This is a genomic window from Pseudomonas sp. DWP3-1-2, assembly GCF_049896285.1.
Lineage (GTDB): Bacteria > Pseudomonadota > Gammaproteobacteria > Pseudomonadales > Pseudomonadaceae > Aquipseudomonas.
In genome coordinates this window covers 42,431-69,372 of record NZ_JAFCTZ010000012.1, presented here as the reverse complement: position 1 = coordinate 69,372, position 26,942 = coordinate 42,431, and the positions used below count along the sequence as shown (strand labels likewise).

25 protein-coding genes are annotated in these 26,942 nt (G+C 61.0%); 9 read left to right on the top strand and 16 right to left on the bottom strand.

Annotated features, from left to right (window positions below):
• Positions 1–280: 280 nt before the first annotated feature.
• The 6 genes from ACP7B0_RS20645 to ACP7B0_RS20620 form a co-directional block, all read right to left on the bottom strand.
• Positions 281–1,219 carry an alpha/beta hydrolase gene (locus tag ACP7B0_RS20645; RefSeq protein WP_426143500.1) on the bottom strand — a complete coding sequence of 313 codons (939 nt, stop codon included), beginning with the start codon at positions 1,217–1,219 and terminating at the stop codon, positions 281–283.
• A 132-nt stretch (positions 1,220–1,351) separates the two neighbouring features.
• Complete coding sequence (choX, locus tag ACP7B0_RS20640; protein ID WP_426143499.1) at positions 1,352–2,293, bottom strand: choline ABC transporter substrate-binding protein; 942 nt, start codon at positions 2,291–2,293, stop codon at positions 1,352–1,354.
• Positions 2,294–2,563: 270 nt separating this feature from the next.
• Positions 2,564–4,762 (bottom strand): xanthine dehydrogenase family protein molybdopterin-binding subunit, encoded by a 2,199-nt coding sequence (locus ACP7B0_RS20635; protein WP_426143559.1) that lies wholly within the window; start codon positions 4,760–4,762, stop codon positions 2,564–2,566.
• Positions 4,763–4,770: 8 nt separating this feature from the next.
• The gene (locus tag ACP7B0_RS20630) at positions 4,771–5,760 is read right to left on the bottom strand and encodes an FAD binding domain-containing protein (protein WP_426143498.1); all 990 of its coding nucleotides are present in this window, start codon (positions 5,758–5,760) and stop codon (positions 4,771–4,773) included.
• Positions 5,757–6,278: a (2Fe-2S)-binding protein gene (locus tag ACP7B0_RS20625; RefSeq protein WP_426143497.1), complete on the bottom strand. Its 522-nt coding sequence runs from the start codon at positions 6,276–6,278 to the stop codon at positions 5,757–5,759. Before ACP7B0_RS20625 ends, ACP7B0_RS20630 begins: the two co-directional genes overlap by 4 nt.
• A gap of 319 nt (positions 6,279–6,597) precedes the next feature.
• Positions 6,598–7,146 (bottom strand): DJ-1 family glyoxalase III, encoded by a 549-nt coding sequence (locus ACP7B0_RS20620; protein WP_426143496.1) that lies wholly within the window; start codon positions 7,144–7,146, stop codon positions 6,598–6,600.
• Between the two features lie 207 nt (positions 7,147–7,353).
• On the opposite strand from ACP7B0_RS20620, the gene ACP7B0_RS20615 reads away from it, so the two are divergent.
• The 4 genes from ACP7B0_RS20615 to ACP7B0_RS20600 all read left to right on the top strand — a co-directional run bounded on the left by ACP7B0_RS20615 (position 7,354) and on the right by ACP7B0_RS20600 (position 11,833).
• Entirely contained in the window at positions 7,354–8,649 is a 1,296-nt protein-coding gene (locus ACP7B0_RS20615) for an NCS2 family permease (protein WP_426143495.1), read from the top strand.
• Complete coding sequence (gene trmA / locus ACP7B0_RS20610) at positions 8,646–9,731, top strand: tRNA (uridine(54)-C5)-methyltransferase TrmA (RefSeq protein WP_426143494.1); 1,086 nt, start codon at positions 8,646–8,648, stop codon at positions 9,729–9,731. Before ACP7B0_RS20615 ends, trmA begins: the two co-directional genes overlap by 4 nt.
• Positions 9,732–9,957: 226 nt before the next feature.
• The gene (ypfJ, locus tag ACP7B0_RS20605) at positions 9,958–10,842 is read left to right on the top strand and encodes a KPN_02809 family neutral zinc metallopeptidase (protein ID WP_426143492.1); all 885 of its coding nucleotides are present in this window, start codon (positions 9,958–9,960) and stop codon (positions 10,840–10,842) included.
• 4 nt (positions 10,843–10,846) lie between these two features.
• On the top strand, positions 10,847–11,833 hold the full coding sequence (locus ACP7B0_RS20600) for an alpha/beta hydrolase (protein WP_426143491.1): 987 nt from the start codon (positions 10,847–10,849) through the stop codon (positions 11,831–11,833).
• 145 nt (positions 11,834–11,978) lie between these two features.
• Here ACP7B0_RS20600 and ACP7B0_RS20595 read toward each other — a convergent pair whose 3' ends face one another.
• The 3 genes from ACP7B0_RS20595 to ACP7B0_RS20585 all read right to left on the bottom strand — a co-directional run bounded on the left by ACP7B0_RS20595 (position 11,979) and on the right by ACP7B0_RS20585 (position 14,090).
• Complete coding sequence (locus ACP7B0_RS20595; protein ID WP_426143490.1) at positions 11,979–12,572, bottom strand: HAD family hydrolase; 594 nt, start codon at positions 12,570–12,572, stop codon at positions 11,979–11,981.
• Positions 12,569–13,438 (bottom strand): acyl-CoA thioesterase II, encoded by an 870-nt coding sequence (tesB, locus tag ACP7B0_RS20590; RefSeq protein ID WP_426143488.1) that lies wholly within the window; start codon positions 13,436–13,438, stop codon positions 12,569–12,571. Before tesB ends, ACP7B0_RS20595 begins: the two co-directional genes overlap by 4 nt.
• Positions 13,439–13,520: 82 nt before the next feature.
• A complete protein-coding gene (locus ACP7B0_RS20585; protein WP_426143487.1) occupies positions 13,521–14,090 on the bottom strand; it encodes a GNAT family N-acetyltransferase in 570 nt (189 codons plus the stop codon).
• A gap of 131 nt (positions 14,091–14,221) precedes the next feature.
• On the opposite strand from ACP7B0_RS20585, the gene ACP7B0_RS20580 reads away from it, so the two are divergent.
• Positions 14,222–15,139, top strand: a complete 918-nt coding sequence (locus ACP7B0_RS20580) for a histone deacetylase family protein (RefSeq protein WP_426143485.1) — start codon at positions 14,222–14,224, stop codon at positions 15,137–15,139.
• A gap of 89 nt (positions 15,140–15,228) precedes the next feature.
• Complete coding sequence (locus tag ACP7B0_RS20575; protein ID WP_426143558.1) at positions 15,229–16,464, top strand: TIGR03862 family flavoprotein; 1,236 nt, start codon at positions 15,229–15,231, stop codon at positions 16,462–16,464.
• A 43-nt stretch (positions 16,465–16,507) separates the two neighbouring features.
• Here the strand turns inward: ACP7B0_RS20575 and ACP7B0_RS20570 are convergent, their stop codons facing one another.
• Entirely contained in the window at positions 16,508–17,842 is a 1,335-nt protein-coding gene (locus ACP7B0_RS20570) for a DEAD/DEAH box helicase (RefSeq protein ID WP_426143484.1), read from the bottom strand.
• A gap of 39 nt (positions 17,843–17,881) precedes the next feature.
• Positions 17,882–18,796, bottom strand: coding sequence for a drug/metabolite exporter YedA (gene yedA, locus ACP7B0_RS20565; protein ID WP_426143483.1), 915 nt, complete (start codon positions 18,794–18,796; stop codon positions 17,882–17,884).
• A gap of 166 nt (positions 18,797–18,962) precedes the next feature.
• On the opposite strand from yedA, the gene ACP7B0_RS20560 reads away from it, so the two are divergent.
• Positions 18,963–19,457 carry an Lrp/AsnC family transcriptional regulator gene (locus ACP7B0_RS20560; RefSeq protein WP_426143482.1) on the top strand — a complete coding sequence of 165 codons (495 nt, stop codon included), beginning with the start codon at positions 18,963–18,965 and terminating at the stop codon, positions 19,455–19,457.
• Here ACP7B0_RS20560 and ACP7B0_RS20555 read toward each other — a convergent pair.
• From ACP7B0_RS20555 to ACP7B0_RS20545, 3 genes are all read right to left on the bottom strand, one after another.
• On the bottom strand, positions 19,435–20,046 hold the full coding sequence (locus ACP7B0_RS20555; protein ID WP_426143557.1) for a 3'-5' exonuclease: 612 nt from the start codon (positions 20,044–20,046) through the stop codon (positions 19,435–19,437). The genes ACP7B0_RS20560 and ACP7B0_RS20555 overlap by 23 nt on opposite strands.
• Before the next feature lie 44 nt (positions 20,047–20,090).
• Positions 20,091–20,570, bottom strand: coding sequence for an NYN domain-containing protein (locus tag ACP7B0_RS20550; protein ID WP_426143481.1), 480 nt, complete (start codon positions 20,568–20,570; stop codon positions 20,091–20,093).
• 195 nt (positions 20,571–20,765) lie between these two features.
• Positions 20,766–21,587 (bottom strand): DUF2076 domain-containing protein, encoded by an 822-nt coding sequence (locus tag ACP7B0_RS20545; protein WP_426143480.1) that lies wholly within the window; start codon positions 21,585–21,587, stop codon positions 20,766–20,768.
• 198 nt (positions 21,588–21,785) lie between these two features.
• Here ACP7B0_RS20545 and ACP7B0_RS20540 point away from each other — a divergent pair, with 198 nt between their 5' ends.
• Positions 21,786–22,448: a YciC family protein gene (locus tag ACP7B0_RS20540; protein WP_426143479.1), complete on the top strand. Its 663-nt coding sequence runs from the start codon at positions 21,786–21,788 to the stop codon at positions 22,446–22,448.
• The gene (locus ACP7B0_RS20535; RefSeq protein WP_426143556.1) at positions 22,448–23,521 is read left to right on the top strand and encodes an endonuclease/exonuclease/phosphatase family protein; all 1,074 of its coding nucleotides are present in this window, start codon (positions 22,448–22,450) and stop codon (positions 23,519–23,521) included. The genes ACP7B0_RS20540 and ACP7B0_RS20535 overlap by 1 nt, the downstream gene beginning before the upstream one ends.
• Positions 23,522–23,559: 38 nt before the next feature.
• On the opposite strand, the gene ACP7B0_RS20530 is transcribed toward ACP7B0_RS20535, so the two are convergent.
• Positions 23,560–24,234 carry an HAD family hydrolase gene (locus ACP7B0_RS20530; RefSeq protein WP_426143478.1) on the bottom strand — a complete coding sequence of 225 codons (675 nt, stop codon included), beginning with the start codon at positions 24,232–24,234 and terminating at the stop codon, positions 23,560–23,562.
• 140 nt (positions 24,235–24,374) lie between these two features.
• Positions 24,375–26,906, bottom strand: a complete 2,532-nt coding sequence (gene hrpB / locus ACP7B0_RS20525) for an ATP-dependent helicase HrpB (protein WP_426143477.1) — start codon at positions 26,904–26,906, stop codon at positions 24,375–24,377.
• Positions 26,907–26,942 lie beyond the last annotated feature (36 nt).

The window sequence follows — 26,942 nt, the reverse complement described above, 5'->3', positions numbered from 1 at the left end:
CGCGAATGCCATTCTTCAGCCGGTATTTTTACCGGCAGGATTGACGCGTTCGCGGGCAAGCCTCGCTCCAACGGAGTCAGGTGTTTGGGGTTGTAATCCGTAACGCCTCCACTATCCGCCGATACAACTCATCAGCCCCTTCTGTTTTTGCGGTGTCTGCCGGATCGACTTTCCAGATCGCGCCTTGTTGGAGCGTGGCTTGCACGCGAATGCCATTCTTCAGCCGGTATTTTTACCGGCAGGATTGACGCGTTCGCGGGCAAGCCTCGCTCCAACGGAGTCAGGTGTTTGGGGTTGTAATCCGTAACGCCTCCACTATCCGCCGATACAACTCATCAGCCTCCTCCGCCATCCCCTTGGCCCGCAAACAGCCATGCACCAGCCCGTCGCCCACATACAAGCCGGTCGCCACACCTGCTTCACGGAGCTTCTGCTCGTAAACCACACCGTCATCACGCAGCGGATCGTACTGCGCGACGGCGATGAACGCCGGAGCAAGGCGGCTGAAATCCTGCGCCAGCAAGGGCCATGCGTAGGGAGAACGCATATGTTCAGGTGTGTTCGCATACAGCGCCTGATAACAGTCGATATCCACGCTGCTAAGCAGGGGCGCATCGGCGCACTCGCTGCGTGAAGGCAGGTCCGACGCGCCGCCCAATGCTGGATAAATCAGCACCTGCCCACAAGGCTGAGGCTGCCCGGCATCGCGCAACGCCAGGCACAAGGCAGCCGCCAGCGTTGCGCCAGCGCTGTCTCCTGCAACCGCAACCTTTAGTGGATCAATACGTAGCCAGTCCGCCTGCGCCTGCAGGCCATGCCAGACCGCCACACAATCGTCGAACGCGGCCGGAAACGGATGCTCCGGGGCCAGGCGATAATCCACAGCGATGACCACGCAGCCCAGATCAAGGGCGAGATCGGTACAGATGAAGTCGTGAGAATCCAGATCGCCCACCACCCAACCGCCGCCATGCAGGTACAGCACGCATTCGGTGACCGTGTCTGGCGCCAGACTGTCAGGTCGGTAGCTGCGAACCGGCACACCGGCCAGCTCGAAATCCGTGGTCATCAAACCCGCCGGAAGCGTCGGGGTGAACGCGCGGCACATCCGCGAATAGGCCGCGCGTTGGTCGTTCATATCAGGCGCGGACGAACTGAAGCTCTGGGTTCGGGCGACGAAGCTGGCCATTTCAGCGGACAGCGGATAATGGGTAGTCATGAATTGCTCGGCTCCAGGGTGACGTCTAACCGGTAGAGTGAGCTTGCTCGCGATTGGTTCTATCCGACGAACATCCATCGGCTGCCTGGAGCTATCGCGAGCAAGCCTGTGCCACAAGAACCAGGCCTGCTGTCATTTCCCGATCGCAGCCACAACCGCTGGGGCGGCCTCTTTACCGTCAAAGGTTTGCACACCTGCCAACCAGCGCTGCAGGTCTTCCGGGTGATCCTTGAGCCATTGTTTGGCAACGTCGTCCGGAGCCTTGCGATCCATGATCGGCACCATCATCTGGCTTTCCTGAGCCGCCGTGAACGTCAGGTTGCTGAGCATTTTGCTGACGTTCGGGCAGCGCTGGGCGTAGTCCGGGGCGGTGACCACAGAAACAGTGGCGGCACCTTCCTGCGGCCCGAAGACGTCTTCGCTGCCGGTCAGGTAATCGATTTTCATGTTGATGTTCATGGGGTGCGGCGTCCAGCCGACGAACACTACCCATTCATTGCGTTTGACCGCCCGCTGCACCGCCGCCAGCATCCCGGCCTCGCCGGATTCCACCAACTGGAAGCCCCCCAGGCCAAACTGGTTCTTGGCGATCATGTCCTTGATATTGGTATTGGCGCCGGTGCCTGGCTCGATGCCGTAGATCTTGCCGCCGAGCTTGTCCTTGAATTTAGCGATATCACCGAACGTCTTGAGCCCGCCCGCCGCGACGTAGTCCGGCACGGCCAGTGTGGCCTGGGCATCGCTCATGCTGGGCTTATCGAGAACCTTGACCTGATTGGCTTCCACGAACGGCGCAATGTTCTTGTCCATCGCCGGCTTCCAATAGCCGAGAAAGATATCCAGACGCCCATCACGCAGACCGCCGAAGACAATCTGCTGCGCCGCGCTGGTCTGCTTGACGTCATACCCCATGCCTTGCAGCAGTACCTGGGCAACCGCGCTGGTGGCGATCACGTCGGTCCAGTTGACCACACCCATGCGTACGTTCTGGCATGCGGCGGGTTCGGCAGCCAGCGCCGCCGTACTGCCCAGCATTAATACACCGCAACTGATATGACGAATTAATTTCTTCATGCGTGCTCCCTCGGGTCGGCTTGTTTTTGGTTTTCTTCAAGCATCAGCGGCAGTACGAGTGCTGCCAGGAAACCAAACTACGCAGCAGCACGCCCCAAGAAGCGCACCAGCGCGACCTGCGTTTGCACTCTGGCGACATTGAAGAAAAGCCCCGCCCCGTTGGAGCGAGGCTTGCCCGCGACCGGGAATGGACGTCGCCGAATTCATTGCCAGAGACAACGCCTTCGCGGGCAAGCCTCGCTCCAGCGAATGCCTTTCCCATTCAAAGGGTCAAAGCACCTTATCCAGCGTAATCGGGAAGTCGCGAACGCGCTTGCCGGTGGCATGGTAGACCGCATTGGCCACCGCCGCCGCTACACCGACGATGCCGATCTCACCGACACCCTTAGAGCCCAGCGCGTTGACGATGTCGTCGTTTTCTTCAACGAAAATCACGTCAATGTCGCCGATATCGGCATTCACCGGCACATGGTATTCGGCCAGGCTGTGATTCATGTGGCGACCCAGGTTGTGATCCGTCTGGGTTTCCTCATACAGCGCCATGCCAATGCCCCAGACCACGCCGCCCAGAATCTGACTGCGGGCCATTTTCGGGTTCACGACACGCCCGGCGGCGATGGCGCTGACCACGCGGGTGACCCGAATGCTGCCCAGGTCTTCGTCCACCTGCACTTCGACGAAAACCGCCGAGTGTGTCGCGGTGGCGTAAGCCTCGCGCTTCTTGTCCGGCTCGGCATCGACCTGAACCTCCAGCCCTTCAGGGAAGCCGCTCAACACGTCAGCCAATGCCAGCCGTTGCTCGCCCAGATGCAGGTAGCCGTCTGCAAGGCCCATCTGGTCAGCCTGGGCAGAACGCCAGTTTGCGTCCTTCTGGCAGGCCGCTTCGAACAGCTTCTCGCGCAGCGCCTTGCTCGCCTGCTGAACTGCGGTGCCCACCGACGAAACGGTGAACGAACCACCCTGCAACGGTGCTGTGGGCAAAGAAGAATCGCCCAGCAAAAAGGTGACATCTTCAGTGTCGACGCCTGCCGCTGCCGCCGCGATCTGGGTCATGACGGTGTAAGTGCCGGTGCCGATATCGGTGGTCGCGCTGCTGACCGTCAACTTGCCGTCTGCGCTGAGGCGGGCCTTGGCGCTGGCTTTCATCTGCATGGATTCCCAGACGCCCCCCGCCATGCCCCACCCGACCAGCTGCCGCCCTTCGCGCATGCTGCGGGGTTCAGGGTTTCGGTTGCTCCAGCCGAAACGCTCCGCGCCCTGTGCATAACAGGCGCGCAGTTCCTTGCTGGAATACGGTTTGTCTTCATTGCCATTGCGCTCGGCAAAGTTGATCAGTCGCAGTTGCACAGGGTCGATCGCCACGGCACAGGCCAGCTCGTCCATGGCGCACTCCAGGCCGATCAAACCCAAGGCAGCCCCCGGCGCGCGCATGTCCAGCGGCGTATACACATCCAGCGGCGCCAGTTTGTAAGTCAGCTGAACGTTGTCGCACTGATAAAGCATGCCGCTCCACTCCACGACGTGCTCAGTGAAATCCTCAAAACGCGAGGTCTGGCCGATGGCTTCATGGCCGACCGCCAGCAACCGACCGTTGGCCGCAGCCCCCAGACGCAAGTGCTGCAAGGTTCGCGGACGATAACCAAAGGTGAACATCTGTTGCCGGGTCAGGGTGACGCGCACCGAACGCTGCAACTCCAGCGAGGCCATCACCGCCAGCGGCAATTGATACTGCGGACGCAAGCCCGAGCCAAATGCGCCACCGACGAATGCGGCGAACACGCGGATTTTTTCTTTCTCCAGGCCGAACACCTTGTGCAGGTAGTCCTGACAGTTTTGCGTGCCTTGGGTCTTGTCATGGATGTGCAGGCTGCCATCGGCTTGATACAAAACGGTGGAGGCGTGAGGCTCCATCGGGTTGTGATGCTCGATGGGCGTGCTGTAGTGGACGTCGACACTCAGCGCGGAACTGGCGAGCTCTGCCTGAAAATTGCCCCGAGGCTTGGGTAACTCAGCCGGCGCGTCGTGGGCATTTTCCGATACGGCGAGCAGATCCGTTTCGTGATCCTCCACCAGATATTCGATACGCACCCGCGAACCGGCGTAACGCGCCAGCTCCAGGGTTTCAGCCACGACCAGCGCCAACGGCTGGCCGCTGTACAACACCCGGTCGTTATACAGCGGGCGAAACGGTGAGCCTTCCGCCGAGTCGGCGTCCTCGTAGTTTTCATCGTAGCTGGCGAGGCTGGGCCGATTCTTGTGATCCAGCACCATCACCACACCCGGCACCTGCAAGGCATCGGTAACGTCGATATGGGTCACACGGCCTCGGGCGATGGTGCTGGACACCACGCTGCCATGGAGCAGGCCGGTTTCCGGGTATTCCCCGGCGTAACGCGCCTGCCCGGTGACTTTGAGCCGACCGTCAACCCGGTCCAACGGTTTGCCAAGAGGAGAAATCGATGGGTTCAAGGGGCGATTCATTGGGCGTGTCCTCCCACGGCCGCATCACTCAAGGCGCGAATGATCGCCCGGCGAGCCAGCTTGATTTTGAAGGCGTTGTGTTCCAGCGGCTGTGCATCACTGAGCAGCGCGTCGGCTGCGGCTGCAAAGTGCTCGCGGGACACCGTTTTGCCGATCAGTGATTGCTCGACGGCCTTGTCGCGCCAAGGTTTGTGGGCCACACCACCCAGAGCCAGACGTACGTCGCGAATGACGTCGCCATCCAGCTCCAGCGCAGCCGCCACGGACACCAAAGCGAAGGCATACGACGCACGATCACGGATCTTCAGGTAATTACTGTGAGCCGAAAAACCGGCAGGCGGTAACTCAACAGCCGTGATCAGTTCGTCATCGGCCAACTGATTGTCACGTTGCGGGGCGTTGCCTGGCAGACGATGAAAATCGGCAAACTCAATGGTGCGTTTGCCGGCGCGACCTTCAACATGGACGCTGGCCTCCAGCGCGGCCAAGGCGACGCACATATCAGAGGGATGGGTCGCAACGCAGTCGTCACTGGCACCCAGAATGGCGTGAATCCGGTTCAGGCCATTGCGTGCAGGGCAACCACTGCCGGGCTCGCGCTTGTTGCACGGCACGCTGGCGTCATAGAAGTAATAGCAGCGGGTACGTTGCAGCAGGTTGCCGCCGGTGCTAGCCATATTGCGCAACTGTGGCGATGCACCTGCCAGCACTGCCTGGGACAGCAGCGGGTAGTGTTGCTCGATCAGCGGATGCCAGGCCAGATCGGCGTTGCTCACCAGCGCGCCAATCAACACCCCGCCCTCGGAAGTCCGGGTCACGTCTTTCAGCGGCAGGCCGTTGATGTCGATCAGATGTTCCGGCCGGGCCACGTTTTCCTTCATCAGGTCCAGCAGATTGGTGCCGCCCGCAATAAATCGCGTGGCCGCGCCGCTCAGGTTCACCGCATCACTGACAGACGCGGGCTTGCTGTAGGTAAACGGGTTCATGAGCGCTCCCTCCCGTCTTGCCCTTCGCGCATCTCGGGCAGCACTTCTTCCACCGCCGCAAGGATGTTGCTGTAGGCCCCGCACCGGCACAGGTTGCCGCTCATCATTTCCTGGATTTCGGCGCGGCTGTTGGCGCGGCCTTCATTGGCCAGACCAACTGCCGAACAGATCTGGCCTGGCGTGCAGTAGCCGCACTGGAAGGCATCGTGTTTGATGAAGGCCTGTTGCAGCGGGTGCAGTTGCTCGCCGTCGGCCAGCCCTTCAATGGTGGTCAACTCAGCGCCATCGCACATGATGGCCAGTGTCAGGCAAGCGTTGATGCGCTTGCCGTCACGCAAAACGGTGCAAGCGCCACACTGGCCGTGGTCGCAGCCTTTTTTGCTGCCCACCAGATCCAGTTGGTCGCGGAGCATGTCCAGCAATGTGGTCCACGGCTGCACCTCGATCTGCCGAGTCTGGCCGTTTAGAGTCAGGCTTATCGCATGGCCGGCGAAATCCTTGGGGGTCGTTGCACTCATGGGAACCTCACGGTAGGTACTTTTTAGCGCATTTTTCTGCGTCTTAAGGGGTACGACTTCGTGAGGTTGGCAACGTTCAGGGTTTATGGACGGGCGTAAACATGCGCTTTTTCGGGGCCGGCAGGTGCCAGATTCTCACCTTTCTTGCAGGAGATCCCTCGTCGTTCAGACGCTGCGCTGTCGAGCTGTAACAGGCGACCTGCGGGACCGGATTCATCCGGGAAGACGGCATTGCGAGCGATGAACATGCAACCGTTATACCGACCTCTTCCCGGCTAAAGCCGGCCCCACAAGGTCGTTGTGCCTCGCTTGGAAAGTGTCACTCGATAGACCTGAGCACCGCCGCCCGCCGCGCCTTGCCGCACAGTTGCTCCACCAGCATCAAGGCAAACTCCAGTGCCGCAGCCGAGCCTTTTGCTGTCACGCAATTGCCGTCCACCACGACGGGCTGATCAACAAATGAACAACCCGACAGTTGATGGCTCACCGCTTCGCTGCACGTCATGCGCCGCTGTTTGAGCACGCCGTACGCTTGCAACGCCAACGCTGGCGACTCGCCTATCCCGGCGTAGTAACGCCCGGCGGCGGCCTGCTCACGCACCCGTTGGGCCAGGGGCTGATGTTCGGCCAGATGCGCGGCACCTGGAAGGCCACCCGGCAGCACAATCAGGTCGAAGGTCTGCGCCAGCACATCCACCAGCATGGTATCGGCCGTCAGCCGGGTGCCTCGCACACAGGTCAGCATGCGCCGGGCTTCAATGCTGGCCACGACCACGTCGATGTCAGCCCGGCGCAGCACGTCGATCAAGGTCACGCTTTGCAGATCGTCGATGCCGTCCGCTACCGCAATCAAGGCTCTTTTACTCACAGGCAATTCCTCGAAAAGGGTTCAGGCAAGCTTAGCCAGATTTTATGAACAGCCGCCGATGATCGGTGAGCAGTCATATCTACACGCTACTGGTATGATGCGCGGCTTTTTCCGCCCCACAGAAAATGTCACGGCTGCCTGGGCAGTCTGTGCTTTGCTGTTCGGGTCGATTCATTCACGACGCAGGCGCGTCACGGGGAGCCAGACATGCTGGAACGGCTGTTTCAACTCAAGGCACATAACACCAACGTGCGCACCGAGATTCTCGCGGGCATCACGACCTTTCTGGCCATGGCCTACATCCTGTTCGTGAACCCGAGCATCCTCGGCGCAACGGGCATGGACAAGGGCGCACTGTTCGTCGCCACCTGCCTGGCCGCGGCCATCGGTTCGGCGACCATGGGCCTTATTGCCAACTACCCGATTGCCCTGGCACCGGGCATGGGCCTCAATGCGTTCTTCACGTACACCGTCGTGCTGCACATGGGCCATACCTGGCAAGTGGCGCTGGGCGCGGTGTTCATTTCGGCGGTGATGTTCTTCGTGCTGTCGATCTTTCGCATTCGTGAATGGATCATCAATAGCATCCCGCTGCCATTGCGCTCGGCGATTGCAGCCGGTATCGGCCTGTTCCTGGCGCTGATTGCCCTGCACAACGCCGGCATCGTGGTCAGCAACCCGGCCACCATGCTGGGCATGGGCGACCTGAAACAACCGGCGCCCGTGCTGGCGACCCTGGGTTTCTTCCTTATTGTTGCACTGGAAAAACTCCAGGTCCGTGGTGCGGTGCTGATCGGCATTCTCGCCGTCACCATCGCGTCCATCGTGCTGGGCTTTACGCCGTTCGGCGGCGTGGTTTCCATGCCGCCGTCCCTGGCCCCGACCTTCCTGCAACTGGACATCAAGGGCGCACTGGACATCGGTCTGGTCAGCGTGATCTTCGCATTCCTGTTCGTCGATCTGTTCGACAACTCCGGTACCTTGATCGGCGTCGCCAAACGCGCAGGCCTGATGGACAAGAACGGCCACATGCCGAAAATGGGCCGCGCACTGATTGCAGACAGCACGGCGGCCATGGCCGGTTCGCTGCTGGGTACATCGACAACCACCAGCTACATCGAGTCCGCAGCCGGCGTCAGTGCGGGTGGCCGTACCGGTTTGACCGCCATTGTCGTGGCGGTCCTGTTCCTGCTGGCGTTGTTCTTCGCGCCGCTGGCCAGCAGCGTCCCGGCTTTCGCCACAGCCCCCGCCCTGTTGTTCGTGGCGGTGCTGATGACCTCCGGGCTGGCGGAAATCGACTGGGATGACATCACTGTCGCAGCGCCCGTAGTCATTACCGCGCTGGCAATGCCCTTCACCTATTCCATCGCCAACGGCATCGCCTTTGGCTTCATTTCCTGGACCGCGATCAAACTGTTGTCGGGCCGCGGGCGCGAGCTGAACTCAGCGCTGGTGATCCTGTCGATCCTGTTCGTGATCAAGCTGGGTTGGTTTCCTGCATGAGTGTCCCATTCGATCCCGCGAGCTACGACCGTCAGCTCGAAGACAAAGCCGTTCGCCTGCGTGAACTGCTGGCACCTTTTGATGCGCCCGAGCCGCAGGTGTTTGACTCGCCCCGGGAGCATTACCGGTTGCGCGCCGAGTTCCGTCTGTGGCGCGAAGACCAGAAGCGCCACTACGCGATGTTCGCTCCCGGCGACAATCGCACGCCGATTCTGCTCGACGGTTTGCCCATCGCCAGTGAGCGCATCAATGCGCTGATGCCGGTATTGCGCGACCGCTGGGAAGCCAGCGGCGTATTGAGCCACAAGCTGTTTCAGGTGGACTTTCTGACCACGCTGGCTGGCGACGCGATGATCACAATGTGTTATCACCGCCCGCTGGACGAGGAATGGACCGCCGCCGCCGAGAAGCTTGCCGCCGAACTGGAGGTGAGCCTGATCGGGCGCTCCAAGGGCCAGCGTCTGGTGATCGGCCGCGACTACGTGACCGAAGAGCTGGACGTCGCCGGGCGCACGTTCAGCTATCGCCAGCCGGAAGGCGCGTTCACCCAGCCCAACGGCACGGTGAACCAGAAGATGCTCAACTGGGCGTATGACGCCCTTGGCACCCGTGACGATGATTTGCTGGAGCTGTATTGCGGCAATGGCAACTTCACCCTGCCGTTGGCGACGCGGGTACGCAAAGTGCTGGCCACGGAGATCAGCAAGACCTCGGTGAACGCAGCCTTGAGCAATCTGGCAGATAACGCCGTGGATAACGTCACACTGGTGCGGCTGTCTGCCGAAGAACTGACCCAGGCGCTCAACGAAGTGCGGCCGTTCCGTCGTCTGCACGGCGTGGACTTGAAAAGCTACGCGTTCGGCAGCGTCTTCGTCGACCCGCCTCGCGCGGGCATGGACCCGGACACCTGCGAGCTGACCCGTCGCTTCGAGCGCATCCTGTACATCTCCTGCAACCCGGAAACCCTGGCCGCCAACATCGCACAACTGCACGACACCCACCGTGTGGAGCGTTGCGCGCTGTTCGACCAGTTTCCGTATACCCATCACATGGAGTCCGGGGTGTTGCTGGTCAGACGCTAATCAGGGGCCAGTCTTGCGCTGACAGAGCCGCACGGCAGGCAAGTCGCCCACGTCGTGCGGCCCAGTCGCGTTTGAACAACAACGAACTAATACCCCTGAAACATCTCTACTTATCCATCAAAGATTCGCGACTCCACGCCATCCATTTCGCCAGACCGGATAATCGGACTGGCGCAGTAGTGGCCAAGCAGCGAAACTCCCTAAAGGATAAGTCGAGGATTCCCACATGCTATGGAAAAAAGGTCGCCGCAGCGACAACGTTGTAGATGCGCGAGGCAGTGGTAGCGGCGGCGGTGGGATGCGCCTGGGTGGCAAAGGACTCGGGATTGGCGGCATCGTCATCATTGTCGCCATTGGCCTGCTCACGGGTCAGGACCCGATGCAGATTCTCGGGCAGATCACCGGCCAGATGAGCGAGCAACCCGCCGCCGTCTCCCCGCAAACCACGCAGGCACCGCCGGCCAACGATCAACAGGCCGAGTTCGTGCGTTCGATTCTGGGCGACACCGAAGACACCTGGCGCGCAGTCTTCCAGCTCAATGGCCGTCAATACGAAGATCCAAAACTGGTGCTGTTCAAGGGGCAGGTCCAGTCCGCGTGCGGTTTCGCCACGTCCGCCACCGGCCCGTTCTATTGCCCGGCGGACCGGCAGGTCTATCTGGACATGGATTTCTTCCGTGAAATGTCGCAGCGCTTCAAAGCCGCCGGAGATTTCGCGCAGGCCTATGTAATCGCCCATGAAATAGGCCATCATGTGCAGACGTTACTGGGTGTTTCAGATAAGGTTCAGGCAGCGCGTCAACGGGGCCAGAAAATGGAAGGCACCAACGGTTTGCTGGTTCGTCAGGAACTCCAGGCCGACTGTCTGGCCGGCGTCTGGGCTTTCAACGCGCAAAAGCGTTTGAACTGGCTCGAGCCGGGTGATATTGAAGAAGCGCTGAACGCGGCCAACGCCATTGGTGACGACCGTTTACAGCAGCAAAGCCAAGGCCGCGTAGTGCCCGATTCGTTTACGCACGGGACCTCCGCTCAACGGGTCCGCTGGTTCAAGACCGGCTTCGCCCAAGGCCAAATCAATCAGTGCGACACGTTCGCAGCAAAGAGCCTCTGATCACATGATGAAACCGCTTCTGGTCCTGTCGTTAAGCACTTTCTTGAGTTTTGCAGCTCACGCCGAGGATCAGGCGGTCAAATCAATCAGTCCGGATCGACTGACCATTAATGGCGCACAGGCCACGCTCGGGCTAAGCCAGGAATGGAACCATCCCAAGCCGCAGATCGAGCGCGCCGTGATTGTCCTGCATGGCCATATGCGTAACGCGCAGACGTATCTGCGCAGCATCGAGCGCGCCGCCAACCAGTCCAAACAGCGCAGCAAGACGTTATTGATTGCGCCGCAGTTTCTGGACGAGAAGGACGTGGTGGCCCACCACCTGGCGGACAATATCCTGCGCTGGCACAGCAACGACTGGATGGCCGGGGATACCGCTGTCGGGCCCAAGCCGATCAGTTCATTTGGGGTCATCGACCACATCCTGCGCCGCCTCAGCGACAGCAAGCTGTTCCCGAACCTGAAGGAAATCGTGATTGCCGGTCATTCCGGCGGCGCGCAGGTGGTGCAGCGGTACGTGATGCTGGGTGGCAAGGAAGACGTGCTGCTCAGAAAGGAAGGCATCAAGCTGCGCTATGTGATTGCCAACCCGTCCAGCTACGCTTACTTCGACGCTGACCGGCCACTACCGGTAACAGCGGCCCAATGCCCTGGGTTCGACCAATGGAAATACGGCTTGAACCGCCTGCCCGCCTATGCCGGCAAAGTGAATATCGCCGATATCGAACAGGGCTACGTCAAACGTGACGTCACTTACCTGCTCGGTCAACTCGACACCGATCCCAATCACCCGGAACTGGACAAGACCTGCGGCGCACAGGCGCAGGGTGCATTCCGCCTGGAGAGGGGCGAGAACTTCTTCAATTACCTGACAAAACGCCATCCTGAAGGCATGAACCAGCGCCTGATCGTCGTGCCCAATGTGGGCCACAACGGCAACGGCATCTTCACCTCACCTGAAGGCCAGGCGGTATTGTTCAAGCCACTTTGAGGCCAGGTTCTTCTTACCCGTGGGACCGGCTTCAGCCGGGAAGGCGCCGTTTCTGCCGAGGTTGAGGCATTGGCTGTACTGGCCTCTTCCCGGCTAAAGCCGGTCCCACGGTGATGGTTTCTTCAGAGGCAAAGCAGCCCCAGATTCAATGACCCAACAGCGCCCGCAGTTCGTTGCAATCCTGCGCGTGCCAGTCGGTCAGCTCTGGCCATGGGTTTTCCGGAACATTAACCAGAATGGTCCGGGTCCCGGCGGCGCGGCCGCAGTCCAGGTCAAAACGGTAGTCCCCGACCATGACCATCTGCGAAGGCTCCACCTGCCACGCTTGAGCCAGATGCAGCAAGCCCGCAGGATCAGGTTTGTGGGCGGCTTCATCCCGACCCAAAATATCGTCCAACGCAAAACAATCGGCCAACCCGATGGCCTGGAGCGTGACATGCGCCAGCTCGCGGGCGTTGCGGGTCAGGATGCCCAGGCGATAACCGCGAGCAGCCAGATCACGTACCAACTCCACCGCGCCCGGCGCCGCTTGGGACGCCAGGGCCAGTTCGCGCTCGTGTTCCAGCAGCCAGGCGTGCTTGGCGGCGGCGACATCGGCGGGTAATTGCGCCAGATGCCCGAGAATGTCGTGGTCCTGCGGGATATCCAGCGCACGCTTGATCGCCGGGAAATCATGCACCGCCATGGTCAGGGTGCCGTCCATATCAAACACCCAGTAATGAATACCGCTGAGGTTCATACCCAGTCCTTGCGATGGCGAATCAAACCTTCCTGGCTGACGGAGGCCACCAGCTGCCCGGCGCGGTTGTATACGCTGCCACGGGAAAAGCCACGGGAGTTGCCTGCCCACGGACTGTCCATCGCATAAAGCAGCCAGTCATCGGCACGCAGGTCGCCATGAAACCAGAGGGAATGATCAAGGCTGGCCACTTGCATGTCCTTCTGCCAGACCGTTTTGCCGTGGGGCAGCAGCGACGTGGTCAACAGGTTGAAGTCTGACGCATAGGCCATCAGGTATTTATGCAAGGCCGGAATCTCGGCCAGCGCGCCATCGGCGCGGAACCAGACATACTTCACCGGCTCCGCAGGCTGCGGATTGTAGGGATCAGACGCGGTCACAGGTCGAAATTCGATGGGCTTGGGGCAGAGCATTTTCTCGCGCATCGACTCCGGGATCAAATGCGCACGCAGCTGCATGAGCTCAAGCTCCGACGGCAGATTGTCCGGGCCGACAACGTCAGGCATGGACGTCTGATGTTCAAAGCCCTTTTCGTCGTACTGGAACGACGCGCTGCAGGTAAAGATGGGCTGGCCTTTCTGAATGGCCGTCACCCGTCGAGTGCTGAAGCTGCCGCCATCGCGCACCCGATCCACTTGATAGACCACCGGCAAACCGGCATCACCGGGGCGCAGGAAATAGCCATGCAACGAGTGAACGTGGCGCTCATCCTCCACGGTCTGGCTGGCCGCCGACAGCGATTGCCCCAGGACTTGCCCACCAAACAACTGACGAAAGCCAAGGTCCTGGCTGCGGCCGCGAAACAGGTTTTCCTCAATCGGTTCCAGAGTCAGCAGCTCGACCAGATCATCCAACACTTGGCTCATATATCGTTCCTCACACAAAACCTGATCGCCCGTTCGGCGCGAAAAAATTGAAATGATACAGCGTTTAACGCCGCTCTCTCGGTCAAGCTTGCAGGGTTTTCAGCCATTGTTGGCGATTGATCCGATACAGCACGTGGGGCTTGAGCGGGTGCCCGTCTGGCAATTTCGGGTGTTCGAAGTTATCCGCAGGATCGTTCTGCATGCCGATGGCCTGCATGACTTTCTGCGAAGGCTGATTGCTGACCGATGTGAACGACACAATCTGTTCCAGCCCCAACCGTTCGAACCCGCAACCCAGCGCGGTCCAGGCCGCTTCACTGGCGTAACCGTAACCCCAATGCTCACGGGCCAGCCGCCAGCCGATCTCTACCGCCGGGGAAAATGGCGCCTCGAAGTCCACCACGCCGAGGCCGGTATAACCAATGAACTGACCATCGACCTTGCGCTCCAGCGCCCACAGCCCAAAACCCAGTTCGGCAAAATGCCCACGCAGGCGCCCGATCAGCGCGGCGCTTTCCAGCCGGCTCAGCGTCGCCGGGAAGTAGCGCTGGACCTGAGGGTCGGCGCACATGGCGGCAAACGCCGGCAAATCGTCATCTCGCCACTGACGCATCAACAATCGCGCGCTCTCGAGTTTGAGTATCGGTTCCATCGTTTACTCCTGAACAACCTGTCAGACCCGCCAGTGGATCAGTCATCCCGTGTTGCGCGATTGAGTCGCAAGGCTGGGCGGACCCGGGCAATGCTGGCACTATCGGCCTTCGACCCCACAACGGACGCGAAATGTCCCTGCCGCTCATCTATCACGAGGATTACAGCCCGGCGTTTCCGGCTGACCATCGTTTTCCCATGGACAAGTTCCGCCTGCTGCGCGACCACCTCATCGACAGTGGACTGACCACCGATGCGCAACTGCTGCGCCCGGACCTGTGTCCGACCGAGATTCTGGCACTGGCTCATGACCCTGCCTACATCCGTCGGTACATGGACGGCGATCTGTCCCGGGAAGATCAGCGCCGCCTGGGCTTGCCCTGGAGCGAAGCCCTCGCCCGCCGCACCGTACGCGCGGTCGGGGGCTCGCTGCTCACTGCCGAAAAGGCACTTGAACACGGTCTGGCCTGTCATCTGGCGGGCGGTACCCATCACGCACACTACGACCACCCTGCCGGGTTCTGCATCTTCAACGATCTGGCTGTGATCAGCCATTACCTGCTGCAAAGCGGCCGTGTCAGCAAGGTCCTGATTTTCGATTGCGACGTGCACCAGGGCGACGGCACCGCGCGGATTCTGGCCGACACCGAAGACGCCATCACCGTTTCACTGCATTGCGAAAAGAACTTCCCGGCCCGCAAGGCCCATAGTGATTGGGACATCCCGCTGCCCATGGGCATGGGCGACGAGGATTACCTGAAGGTCGTCGATGACCTGCTCAATTACCTGTTGCCGATCTATCAACCGGACCTGGTGCTGTATGACGCGGGCGTCGATGTTCATCAGGACGACGCCCTCGGCTACCTGAAACTGACCGATGCTGGCGTAGCGGCCCGCGACGAGGCGGTATTGCGCCATTGCCTGGGGCGGGACATCCCGGTCATGGGCGTGATCGGCGGCGGGTACAGCAAGGACCGTGAAGCCTTGGCGCGACGCCACGGGATTTTGCATCACAGTGCCCAGCGGGTTTGGGTTTCAGAGGGGTTGTGAGGTGAAGAAGGACGCTCCAACAGAATCAGGCACCGCAGCGCCAAGGCTGAAGTAGAATGACCGGCTCACTCGCACAGACTCAAAACGCCATGACCCGTCCCGACGCCAAACCCCATCCTTCAGTTGCCATCATCGGCGGCGGCCCCGCCGGGCTGATGGCGGCCGAGGTGTTGAGCCAGGCGGGCATCAAAGTCGATTTGTACGACGCCATGCCGTCGGTGGGCCGCAAGTTTTTGCTGGCCGGTGTGGGCGGCATGAACATCACCCATTCAGAGCCCTACCCGGCGTTTCTGTCCCGCTATGCCGAACGTGCGCCGCACATTGCCCCCCTGCTGCGCAGCTTCGGTGCCGATCAGTTGTGCGAGTGGATTCATGGCCTGGGGATTGAGACGTTCATTGGCAGCTCAGGCCGGGTTTTTCCCTCGGACATGAAAGCGGCGCCCTTGCTGCGGGCGTGGCTCAAACGCTTGCGCGAAGCCGGCGTGGCGATTCACACCCGACACCGTTGGCTGGGCTGGGACGCTGAGGGTCAGTTGCGTATCGCCCACGCTGACGGGGAAACCGCCCTTCAGCCCGATGCCGTGTTGCTGGCGCTGGGCGGTGCCAGTTGGGCACGGCTGGGCTCCGATGGCGCGTGGCTGCCTTGGCTGGAACAGCGAGGAATCGACATTGCCCCGTTACAGCCCGCCAATTGCGGCTTTGAAACCACCGGCTGGAGCGACCTGCTGCGCGGCAAGTTCGCCGGTGCCCCACTGAAAAACATCGCCATGGGCCTGCCCGGCCAGGCGGCGCGCCTGGGTGAGTGCGTGCTCACTGAGACCGGCGTCGAGGGCAGTCTGGTCTATGCCCTGTCGGCGCAGATTCGCGAGTTGATCAATCAGCGCGGGGCGGCAACGGTTTATATCGACCTGCTCCCCGGCAAGACCGTCTCGACCATCGAAAAAGCCCTGGCCAAGCCTCGTGGCTCACGCTCGATGTCCAAGCATCTGCACAGTCAATTGGGGATCGATGGGGTCAAGGCTGCGTTGCTGCGGGAACTGGCGTCAAAAGAGGCATTCAACGATACCGCCACATTGAGCAAGGCGCTCAAAGCGCTGCCGTTGAAGCTGGTCAAGGCGCGCCCGCTGGACGAAGCCATCAGCACCGCAGGCGGCGTGCCCTTTGAAGCGATGGACGAACGCCTGATGCTCAAGCCGTTGCCCGGTGTGTTCTGCGCCGGCGAAATGCTCGACTGGGAAGCCCCCACCGGCGGCTACCTGCTGACCGCCTGTTTTGCCAGCGGTCGTGCGGCGGGGTTGGGGATGGTGGAGTGGTTGCGGCGATAACCTAATGAGCCGCTGGAGCGCCACACGCTCCAACGGGGTCGTCTTAAGGCTTCTTCTTGCGCGGGCCGGTGTTGAATACCGGCACTTTGCGCACCGGCTTGACCGCCACCGGCTCGGGTGCGGTGTCGCCACTGTCGACCCATTTGCCCAGATTGCGTTTGCCGCCACCGGAAACCTTCGGTTTTTTCGGCTTCTTGGGTTTCTTCAGAATCTGGCCGGTGGCGTCGGTGGTGGGCACCCGGTGCTCAGGGGTGAAATCCGGTTCTTCTTCGCGGCGTAACGTCTGGCGCGTCAGGGTTTCAATGGCGGACAGCAGCTCGACTTCGTCTGCGCACACCAGGGAAATCGCTTCGCCGGTCAGGCCCGCACGCCCGGTTCGGCCAATGCGGTGGATGTAATCCTCAGCCACGATGGGCAGATCGAAGTTGACCACCGTGGGCAGGTCGTCGATGTCCAGACCACGGGCCGCAACGTCAGTGGCCACAAGGATCTGCACTTCGCTGGCCTTGAAACGATCCAGCGCACGCTGCCGGGTCGCCTGAGGTTTGTCCCCGTGAATGCCATCGGCGTTGATGCCAAGGCCTTGCAAGCGCTCGACCAGTTGATCGACCCCCACTCGAGTCTTGGCGAACACCAGCACCTGGGACCAACGCAGTTTTTTCAGCAAATGGATAAACAGCTCGGGCTTGCGCTTCTTGTCGACAGTCACGACCCATTGCTTGACCGAACTGGCCGCGACATTGCGCGGGCTGACTTCAATGCTCAGCGGGTCGTCGAGCATCTGCTCAGCCAATTGGCGGATGGCATCGGAGAAGGTGGCCGAGAACAGCAACGTCTGACGGCGTTTAGGCAGTGCGGCATAAATACTGCGCAGTTCTTCCGAGAAGCCCAGATCCAGCATGCGGTCGGCTTCGTCGAGGATCAGGGTTTGCAGTTGCGAAAACTTCAAGGCGTTCTGGCGATGCAGATCCAGCAGACGCCCCGGCGTGGCGACGAGTATGTCCACGCCTTTGCGCAGCTTCATCATCTGCGGGTTGATACTCACGCCACCGTAGACCGCGTAAGTACTCAGCGGCAGGTGTTCAGCGTACTGACGAATGCTCTCGTGAACCTGTTCGGCCAGCTCGCGGGTGGGCACCAGAACCAGGGCGCGGATCGAGTTGGCGGCCACTTTCGGGCCTTCAAGGGTCAATCGTTGCAGCAGAGGCAAGGCAAAACCTGCGGTCTTGCCGGTGCCGGTCTGGGCCGCGGCCATCAAGTCACGCCCGGCCAGAACCGGTGGAATCGCCTGTGCCTGCACAGGTGTCGGCGTCTGGTAACCGAGCGTTTCAAGAGCGCGCAGCAGGGGTTCGATCAGGCCAAGAGTGGCGAATGTCATTGGGGTACCGTAAATAGAGTTCAGCGCAAGACGCGCAGTTTACCCTGTCCGCACCGATCCGGCCTGTTCCGGCTGCGGCTTTCGCCATTGGGGCAGGCCGATCAGTACCACGGCACTGATAATCACCGCCATTGCCAGGCATTCTTCCGGCCCGATGGTTTCCCCGGCAAACAGGATGCCCAGCAATACCGCGACAGCGGGATTGACGTAGGCATAGCTGGTGGCCGCAGCGGGCCGGACATTTTTCAGCAAATACATGTAGGCGCTGAAGGCCACGATAGAGCCGAACACGATCAGGTACGCCAGCGCACCCCAGCCTGCGGCGGTGGGCATAGTGTCCAGATGCTCGCCGCTCAGGGTACTGGCGATCAGCAGCATGACCCCGGCGGTGATCATCTCGGCGCCGCTGGCCATGGGGCCTTCGGGCAACGGCAGATGCTTGCTCCACACCGAACCGAACGCCCAGGCGGCTGCCGCGAAGATCACCAGCGCCGCGCCATAAGGGCTGGCCTGCAGGTTCGAACCCAGGTTCAACAGCCCGATGCCGATCAGCCCCATCATGATCCCCGCCCATTCAAGACGCGTGGTGCGGTTGCCCCAGAACAGGCCAAACAACAGGGTAAACAGCGGCATGGTTGCAATCGCCAGCGCCGCAATGCCCGACGCAACACCCGCATGCTCAGCCAACGTAACCCCGCCATTGCCGCACGCCAGCAGCAAGAAGCCGACGGCGGCCGCCGCTTTCCATTGTGCAAAAGTAGGTGCCGGGGCGCCGCGAAATCGCAGAAAAGCGTACATCAGGCAACCGGCAATCAGAAAACGAATCCCGGCCATCATCAGCGGCGGCCAGGATTCAACGCCGATGCGGATGACCAGATAGGTCGATCCCCACACCAGGTACAACGCGGCAAAGGCACCCATCAGCAACAAAGGAAAGCGACGAGAACGTGGCATGTCAGGCTCGATAATTGATTGTTATGGGCCAGCTATTGTATGAAGGCCAATGCTGGAAAATAAGCAGCGAACCCTTTTTAAACGCCCTGCTTACCTTGGAAAACCCGGTTCTTGCTTTCAAACGCCTTTTTATCGAAAGTGGCGAAAACGGGAGGAGGAGAACGCCATGACGCTGGACAGATACGATCGAATGTTGCTCGATGCCTTGCTGGAAAACGGGAGGGCATCGTTCGCGCAGTTGGCGCGTCTGGTCAACTTGTCCGCCCCGGCGGTGGCCGAGCGGGTTGCCAAACTGGAGGCCAGCGGCGTGATCACCGGCTATCAGGCCAAGGTCGACATGGCCAAGGTCGGGCTGCCGATTCAGTGCGTCATCGAGCTACGCCTGGCCAGCCACGGCAACCAGCAAACCTATGACGAGCTATGGAAAATTCCCGAGCTGATCCACTGTCATCGGGTGACCGGCGACCCGTGCGTGATCATGCAAGCGGCAGAGGCTTCGATGCCCGAACTGGAAAACCTGATCAACCGCGTGGCGCAATTCGGTTTCAGCAAGACGTCGATCATTCTTTCAACCGCCGTGGACAGGCCGCTGCCGTTCAATCACCTGGACACTCACGCCAGACCGGAAAAACCCGCGATCAAAATCCGCGCTGACGCTTAAGGGCTTCGCTGATTTTGGCGGCAGGGACTTTCTGCAATGTGCAGAGCCATTGATGGGAAATCCCGGCAACGCCGTGGGTGTGGCGCAATTCACTGGCCAGGTGCGCGGTGAGGTTGGCCGCCATTTCCGCATCGGCCATGGCCCGGTGAGCCTTGCCGGTGTCGGGTAAACGGGCGTAGCGGGTCAACGTGCCGAGCTTGTGATTCGGCGCACCCGGCATCAGGCGGCGAGCCAACAGCATCGAGCAGGCGAAGCTTTGCTCGCGGTTGCGTTGAATGCGCGACAGCTCGTAATCCCAGAATTTCTGGTCGAACGAGGCGTTATGGGCCACCAGAGGCGTCACGCCGACAAAGTCCGCCACGTCGTTCATGACCCGCTCCGCCGAAGGCGCAGTCCGAATCATGCTGTTGCTGATGCCTGTCAGCGACTCGATGAACGAAGGAATTCGCACGCCCGCGTTCATCAAACTTTGATAGCGCTCGACGATACGGCCCTGCTCCATGATCACCACGGCGATTTCCGTCGCCCGGCAGCCATGGCCAGGGGAAATACCGGTGGTTTCAAAGTCGATGACTGCGATGCGTTCCAACACGTGCCTGAATCCTTTGAAAAATGAACAGCCCGGTGGCGGACTCAGTTGCGTAACAGCAGCGAACCTTCGATCGGCACATAACGCGTGGCAGCGCGGATCAGCGAGTTGGCGGTCAGGCCCGGCACGCCGTAGGCCACCGCCTCGACACCGTGCTTGTTGATGATGTGTTCGAGCAGCAGATCGAAGTCCCCATCACCGGAAGCCAGCACCACCTCATCGACTTGCGAGGCGATGTCCATGATGTCGATGGTGATGCCCACGTCCCAGTCGCCCTTGGCCGAACCGTCGCTACGCTGGATGTACGGCTTGAGCTTTACGACAAACCCCAGGTTGCGCAGGATTTGCTGAAATTGCTGCTGCTTGCTGTCGCCACGGTCGATGGCATAGGCATACGCCTGCACGATCTCCCCGTGCTGACTGATGTCAGCCCACAGGGCGGCGTAACTGAAATGACAGCCATGGGCCTGACGGACGGTGTAATAGAGGTTCTGTACATCGGCGAACACCGCGATCTTTTTCACCGGAAATCCTCATGACGCAACAGACGCGTCAACTGGCGACGCCGACCCGGAAGTGGATCGGCGCCCAGTATGCCAGTTTCACGTCATCCGCAGGACCGGCTTTAGCCGGGAAGGCGTCAATCCTGCAGGTAAAGATCTCAAGCCTCTGCGCCGCCCGCTTCAGGGCTAAACCGCCTCCTGCCGATCTTCGCTCAATCAGACAAACGAATCATCATCGCCAAAGTCATCCCCACCATCGTCATAGCCGTTGTCGTAACCACTGTCGGCAAAGTTGTCCTGATTACCGTTGACGTCGTTATCGCTGACGCGCTGCTCGTCGTTGCCCCAGCCATTGCCGTTGTCGTTATTGCCGTGATCGGCAACCTGGGCCGGTTCTTCCTTGATCACTTCAACCACTTCCTGAGGCTGACTGTTGTGGCCGAACAGGCTGCTGATGCCTTGAGCCAGCATTACGCCACCCGCGACCCCAGCCGCCGTTTTCAGCGCGCCACCGAGGAAGCCGCTGCCCATCGGTGCGGCTGGCGCCTGTTGTTGCGGCGCGGCGTAGTTGCCCTGCTGAGGGTTGCCCTGCTGAGGGTTGCCCTGCTGGGGGTTGCCTTGCTGGGAATAAGACGGCGCGGGGCTGGAAGGGCCATCCCGCCAACCGCCCGAGGAGGACGGGGTGTTGCTGCGCGGCGGTTGTTGCGGCGGCTGAGCACTGCCACCGCCAAACAGGCTCGACAAAAAGCCGCCGCTGCTCGATGCCGGTGCGGCTGAAGACTGAGCCTTGGCCTGCTCCAGTTGCGCCTGAAGCTGCTGGATCTGCTCGTCGCGTTGCTTGACCTGCTGGTTCAACTGATTGACCGCTGCTTCCTGCACCAGAATGGCCTGCGCCATGTAATAAGGCGCGCCTGGCTGCTGGGTCAGATGCTCCTTGATCCTTGCCTCAGCCTCAACATCACGGGGGGCAGAAGCGGTTTCGGCACTTTTCAGTTTGGTGAAAAGCCCGTCGATCAGGGTTTGCTCTTCGCTGTTCATGGCGACCTCGTTAGATTGCCGTTAACTGTCTTCGCCCAATCAAATGAAGAGGCGTACGCAACGTAATGGGGCTGATCCAGAGCGTTTCAATGGCTTAAAAGAAATGTTAAGAAGCCCTGCAGGGCTCTGGCCCGCGCTTGGTTCACTGAGGTGCATGGGCTAAAGTGATGACCTGCTTTCACTTTACGACCGGAACCCATGAACCCGCTGACCGTTCTGCAAGATTCGCTGTATTTCTTCCGGCACAATTTGACGAGTATTCTGATGCTCTGCCTGCCGCTGGTGATCCTTGAAGCGCTGGGCAAACAGGCATTGGGCAATGCCCTGGCGGCAGACGCTTCACCGGCCTACGAAGTGTTGGTCGGGTTGCTGTTCTATCCGTTGTACACCGGCGCCTTGATTCTGTTTCTTGACGCTCGCAGCCGTGGCGAAGAACCGCACACACGCGACTTGCTGGCCATGGCCCTGGGCCTTTGGCCCACCTTTGCCGTCTTGTCGGCATTGAGCACGCTGCTGATCATGTTCGGCCTTTCGATGTTCATCATTCCCGGCGTCTACATCATGGTCAAACTGGCGTTTTCCGAATATCTGCTGGTGCTGCGCGGCCTGTCGCCGCTGGCGGCGATGCGCGAAAGCCTGGTGATGACCCAGGGGCATTTCGTGCGGATCCTGGGCTGCGCGCTGGGTGTCTATTTGCCCCTATCGGTTCTGCAGGGCGTCGGCATGTTCCTGCTTCCGGAGCCACAAATCGCGCCGATTTCACTGGCCATCGACAGCCTCACCAGCTTCCTGCAACTGTTCACCAGCGTGGTGATGTTCCGCCTTTTCATGCTGATCAACGAACCAGGACAACCGGCTTGATCGCCCGCGCCCTCTTCATCATCGCGCTGATCACCAGCCTGCTTGTCGGGTTTGTCTACAGCACCACCTGGCACCCCGCCGCTCGCGAGCAGGCGCCCTTGGCCTGCAACCCCAAGACCCGGGCACCGACGCTGGTGCCGGGTCAGGCGTTGAAGGTCATGACCTGGAACATTCAATACCTGGCGGGCAAACGCTACGTGTTCTGGAACGACATGGAAGATGGCAGCGGCCCGGATGAGCGCCCAACGCCCGAGGATCTGGCCTACAACCTGGATGAAGTTGCCCGGGTTATTCGTGACGAGCAACCGGACATTGTCCTGCTTCAGGAAGTGAGCGACGGCGCGAAGAACACGGATTACGCCGATCAACTGGCCCTGCTTCAGGCACGGGTGACCGATCTGTATCCGTGCAGCGCCCAGGCGTTTGACTGGAAAGCCGACTTTGTCCCACTGCCGCACATTTTCGGCAGTGTCGGCACCAAACTGGTGACGTTGAGCCGTTTTCAACTCGACCGCGCCGAGCGTATCCAGTTGCCTACCCACACTGGCAACATCATCGCCCGGCAGTTCCAGCCCAGGCGCGCGCTGCTGGTGAGTTACCTGCCGTTGCGGGACGGAGGGCATATGGCCGTGATCAACACTCAACTGGACAACGTCAGCCCCGACACAGAACCGCTTCAGATACAGGCGACGAGCCGGCTACTGGATAAATTCGAAAGCAGTGGCACGCCATGGTTGATCGGCGGTGATTTCAGCTTGCTGCCTCTCGGGCAGTACCGGCGGCTGGCGCCCGAACAGCGCTCCCGCTACCAGCCCGACAGCCCGCTGCACCTGCTGTGGGACAAGTACCCGATGATTCCCGACAACGCGGAGGTCAGCGGCATCGATCGTAATCAATGGCTGACCCACTTCCCCAATGACCCACGACTCAGCGGCCCGGACCGGACAGTGGATTACCTGTTCTACAGCCCGCACCTCAAACGCGTCGGTGCCCGTGTTCGTCGGGACGATACGTTGCTGATCTCGGATCATTTACCGGTGATCGGACGGTTTTTATTGCCGGTGGTGCCGTAGAGCGCAGGTCACTTGTGCTGCTACAGACCGTGGCGGCATCAAGGACGCGAAGCGACTTCATCCAGATGATTCAGCAAATCCAGCGGGTCTTCGTAGACCCTCAAAGCCCCGGCTCTTTCCAGCTCGCCAATGTCGTAACCACCGGATAACAAGCCAATACCTGTCGCCTTGCACCGTCTGGCGGCAAGCATGTCCCAGATGGCATCGCCAATGACGAGGCATTCTTCAATGGGCACATCCAGCTTGCGGGCGCCCGTCAGAAACAAATCCGGATCGGGTTTACCGTAACTCACGTCATCCCGGGTGATGAGGTTGATGTCTTTGATCTCCAGCCCCAACGCCTTGAGGTTGATCGTCGCGGTAGACAGGCCGCCGCTGGTGGCGATACACCACTTGAGCTTTTCCTTGTCCAGGGTTTCCAGCAGTTCTACCGCCCCTGGCAGCGCGATAATCTGGCTCTGAAGCTCTTCGTAGACCTCCGCATGCCTGGCGCTCAACCGTTCGGCTTGCGCTTCAGTGATCTGCAGGCCCGTTTCGCGGGACAGTGTTTTAAGCATGAGCCCGCCACTCATGCCGATCTTGCGATGGATGCGCCACATCGCCAGCGGAATTTTCTCTGAGTCGAGGGCTACTTTCCAGGCGGCGACGTTTTGATAGACGCTGTCAGTCAGCGTGCCGTCCAGGTCGAATATGAATGACGTTTGCGGTCGCATAAATCTTGCTCCTTGAATGCGGCATGGAATGGATGCACTGTTTTTTCGAAACCTGACACTGCCGGGCGTTCAGTCTTTCGCTCGGCGGTGTGGGTCAGCGGACAGTCATGCAAGGAAGGCGAAGGCGTTGGAGCGACTGCTCAGGGCTTTCGTGGCTTGATCCGCGCAGTCGGTTCCGCGATGAGTGGATCGTCGGGCCAGTAATGCTTCGGATAACGCCCTTTCAGATCCTTCTTCACCTCGGCGTAGGTACTGCGCCAGAAGTTGGCCAGGTCCTGGGTGACTTGCACCGGGCGGCGCGCGGGTGACAAGAGGTGCAACTTGACGATTTGCCGACCGTTGGCGATACGCGGCGTGTCTGCCAGGCCGAACAGCTCTTGCAGTCGTACCGCAAGAATGGGCGGGTGTTCGCTGTAATCAAGCCGCACCGAGGAGCCGGACGGTACGCTCAGGTGATGCGGCGCCAGCTCATCAAGCCGCTGGGGCAGCGGCCAGGGCAGCAAGTTGTGCAGGATGGACGACAGGTCCAGGTTGCTGAAATGACTGAGCCGCTGCACCTTGCCCAGATACGGCAAGAGCCAGGTTTCCAGAGTCTCCAGCAAGCCTGCGTTGCTCACATCCGGCCAATCGCTGCTGTCCTGACGGGCCAGATCCAGTTGCCGCAGTAAAGCGACCCGCGCCTGCCACTGGCGCAGTTCCGGCGTCCAGGGCAACATTTCCAGCCCCTTGCGACGCACCAGCGCCAGCAAGGCCAGACCTTTGGCTGACTCATCCAGCCCGGTCAGCGGTTCACGACTGAGGATCAGCTCGCCCACCTTGCGCTGGCGTTCGGCGCGAAATACACCTTCGCGCTCGTCCCAGTCAAGTTGATCAAGCGCCACCACCTGTTCCGCCAACACCGTATCGAACAAGGCGGGGTCGAACTCGGCAGCGAGGTAGATGCGCTCTTCACGCTGGCCCTGTCGACTGCCCAGATCAGCCACCACCAGCCAAGGCTCTTTCATCAATGCATCGGGCTCGGCGAACAGCGCCGCCCGACCATTGGCCAGTCGATACTCGGCACCACCGGCCCGACGCTGCTGCGCCACTCGATCCGGATACGCCAACGCCAACAACGCCCCCAGCCAGCGCGGATGATCGGGATCGCTGACCGGCGCAGTCGCTGGGCCACGCAAGTAGCCGCGGTATTGCCGGGCCAGTTGCCTGGCGCGCTGCACCCCGCCCTGCCCGCCTCGCGTCCGCTCGCTACCGGACAGCAGATGCAGGCGACTGTGCAGGTCCGCGCCAGCGCCGCGCAAAATGTCGCGTTCCCCCAACAGCGCCGCAACGTCACACGCCAGCGCGCCAAGGCCCAATGCTTGCCCTCGCAACAGCAAATGGGCGATACGCGGATGCGCGGGCAGCTCGGCCATTGCCTGCCCATGGGGCGTGAGCGCGCGCTCCTCGCCTGCCTTGCAGGTCAAGGCGCCGAGACGACCGAGCAAATCCTGCGCCTGGGCGAACGCGGCCGCCGGAGGTACATCAAGCCAGACCAGTTGCGGGGGTGTGACGCCCCACCGCGCCAGTTGCAGCGCCAACCCGGCAAGGTCAGCCTGAAGAATTTCCGCCGTGCCGTAAGCGGCCAATTGTTCATGCTGAGCTTCGGACCACAGGCGATAACACACACCAGGCTCCAGACGGCCCGCACGACCGGCGCGTTGTGTAGCGCTGGCGCGTGAAATGCGCTGGGTGTCGAGGCGCGTCATGCCGCTGCCAGGATCGAAACGCGGCACCCGCGCCAACCCGGCATCGATCACCACCCGCACGCCATCAATGGTCAGGCTGGTTTCAGCGATGTTGGTCGCCAGCACCACTTTGCGGATGCCGGTGGGCGCCGGTTCAATGGCGGCTCGTTGGGCGTTCAGGTCCAGTTCGCCATGCAGCGGACACAGCAGAATATCGCCACGCGCCCCCAGCGCTTCCGCCAGTTGCTGATTCACCCGACGTATTTCGGCCTGCCCCGGCAGAAATACCAACAGGCTGCCGGTTTCGTCGTTCAACGCATCCAGAACGGTCTGCACCACACGCGGCTCGATGAACTCCCCGGCCTGAAAAGGCCGGCCCCAGCGCATTTGCACGGCAAACATTCGCCCATCGCTGCGCACGACCGGCGCATCGCCCAACAGGCTGGAAAGCCGTTCGCCTTCGAGCGTTGCGGACATCAGCAGAATTTTCAGCGGCTGATCCTCACGAAACAGCTCGCGGCCATTGAGGCTCAGGGCCAGGGCGAGGTCCCCGTCGAGGCTGCGCTCGTGGAACTCATCGAAAATCAGCAGGCCGACGCCTTCCAGCGCAGGGTCGTCCTGCAAGCGGCGGGTCAGGATGCCTTCGGTGACCACCTCGATGCGCGTGGCAGGGCCGACCCGGCTTTCCAGACGAATGCGATAACCCACCGTTTCGCCGACTTTTTCGCCCAGTTCGCTGGCCAGGCGCTCCGCCGCCGCCCGCGCGGCAAGGCGCCGGGGTTCGAGCATGAGAATGGTTTGCCCGGCCAGCCAGGTCTCGTCCAGCAGCGCCAAAGGCACCCGCGTGGTTTTACCGGCCCCCGGCGGCGCTTCGAGCACCGCTTCGTGGCGTGCCGCCAGGGCTTGGCGCAAATCAGGTAAAACAGCATCAATGGGCAAGGAAATCATGGCGGCTCCAGAACAGGCGGCCGATTATACGTGCAT

Bases quoted from the DNA above. Each gene is read 5' to 3' on its own strand.
- ACP7B0_RS20645 (WP_426143500.1), bottom strand. From the start codon at position 1,219: ATGACTACCCATTATCCGCTGTCCGCTGAAATGGCCAGCTTCGTCGCC.
- choX (WP_426143499.1), bottom strand. From the start codon at position 2,293: ATGAAGAAATTAATTCGTCATATCAGTTGCGGTGTATTAATGCTGGGC.
- ACP7B0_RS20630 (WP_426143498.1), bottom strand. From the start codon at position 5,760: ATGAACCCGTTTACCTACAGCAAGCCCGCGTCTGTCAGTGATGCGGTG.
- ACP7B0_RS20625 (WP_426143497.1), bottom strand. From the start codon at position 6,278: ATGAGTGCAACGACCCCCAAGGATTTCGCCGGCCATGCGATAAGCCTG.
- ACP7B0_RS20615 (WP_426143495.1), top strand. From the start codon at position 7,354: ATGCTGGAACGGCTGTTTCAACTCAAGGCACATAACACCAACGTGCGC.
- trmA (WP_426143494.1), top strand. From the start codon at position 8,646: ATGAGTGTCCCATTCGATCCCGCGAGCTACGACCGTCAGCTCGAAGAC.
- ypfJ (WP_426143492.1), top strand. From the start codon at position 9,958: ATGCTATGGAAAAAAGGTCGCCGCAGCGACAACGTTGTAGATGCGCGA.
- ACP7B0_RS20600 (WP_426143491.1), top strand. From the start codon at position 10,847: ATGATGAAACCGCTTCTGGTCCTGTCGTTAAGCACTTTCTTGAGTTTT.
- ACP7B0_RS20595 (WP_426143490.1), bottom strand. From the start codon at position 12,572: ATGAACCTCAGCGGTATTCATTACTGGGTGTTTGATATGGACGGCACC.
- tesB (WP_426143488.1), bottom strand. From the start codon at position 13,438: ATGAGCCAAGTGTTGGATGATCTGGTCGAGCTGCTGACTCTGGAACCG.
- ACP7B0_RS20585 (WP_426143487.1), bottom strand. From the start codon at position 14,090: ATGGAACCGATACTCAAACTCGAGAGCGCGCGATTGTTGATGCGTCAG.
- ACP7B0_RS20580 (WP_426143485.1), top strand. From the start codon at position 14,222: ATGTCCCTGCCGCTCATCTATCACGAGGATTACAGCCCGGCGTTTCCG.
- ACP7B0_RS20575 (WP_426143558.1), top strand. From the start codon at position 15,229: ATGACCCGTCCCGACGCCAAACCCCATCCTTCAGTTGCCATCATCGGC.
- ACP7B0_RS20570 (WP_426143484.1), bottom strand. From the start codon at position 17,842: ATGACATTCGCCACTCTTGGCCTGATCGAACCCCTGCTGCGCGCTCTT.
- yedA (WP_426143483.1), bottom strand. From the start codon at position 18,796: ATGCCACGTTCTCGTCGCTTTCCTTTGTTGCTGATGGGTGCCTTTGCC.
- ACP7B0_RS20560 (WP_426143482.1), top strand. From the start codon at position 18,963: ATGACGCTGGACAGATACGATCGAATGTTGCTCGATGCCTTGCTGGAA.
- ACP7B0_RS20545 (WP_426143480.1), bottom strand. From the start codon at position 21,587: ATGAACAGCGAAGAGCAAACCCTGATCGACGGGCTTTTCACCAAACTG.
- ACP7B0_RS20540 (WP_426143479.1), top strand. From the start codon at position 21,786: ATGAACCCGCTGACCGTTCTGCAAGATTCGCTGTATTTCTTCCGGCAC.
- ACP7B0_RS20530 (WP_426143478.1), bottom strand. From the start codon at position 24,234: ATGCGACCGCAAACGTCATTCATATTCGACCTGGACGGCACGCTGACT.
- hrpB (WP_426143477.1), bottom strand. From the start codon at position 26,906: ATGATTTCCTTGCCCATTGATGCTGTTTTACCTGATTTGCGCCAAGCC.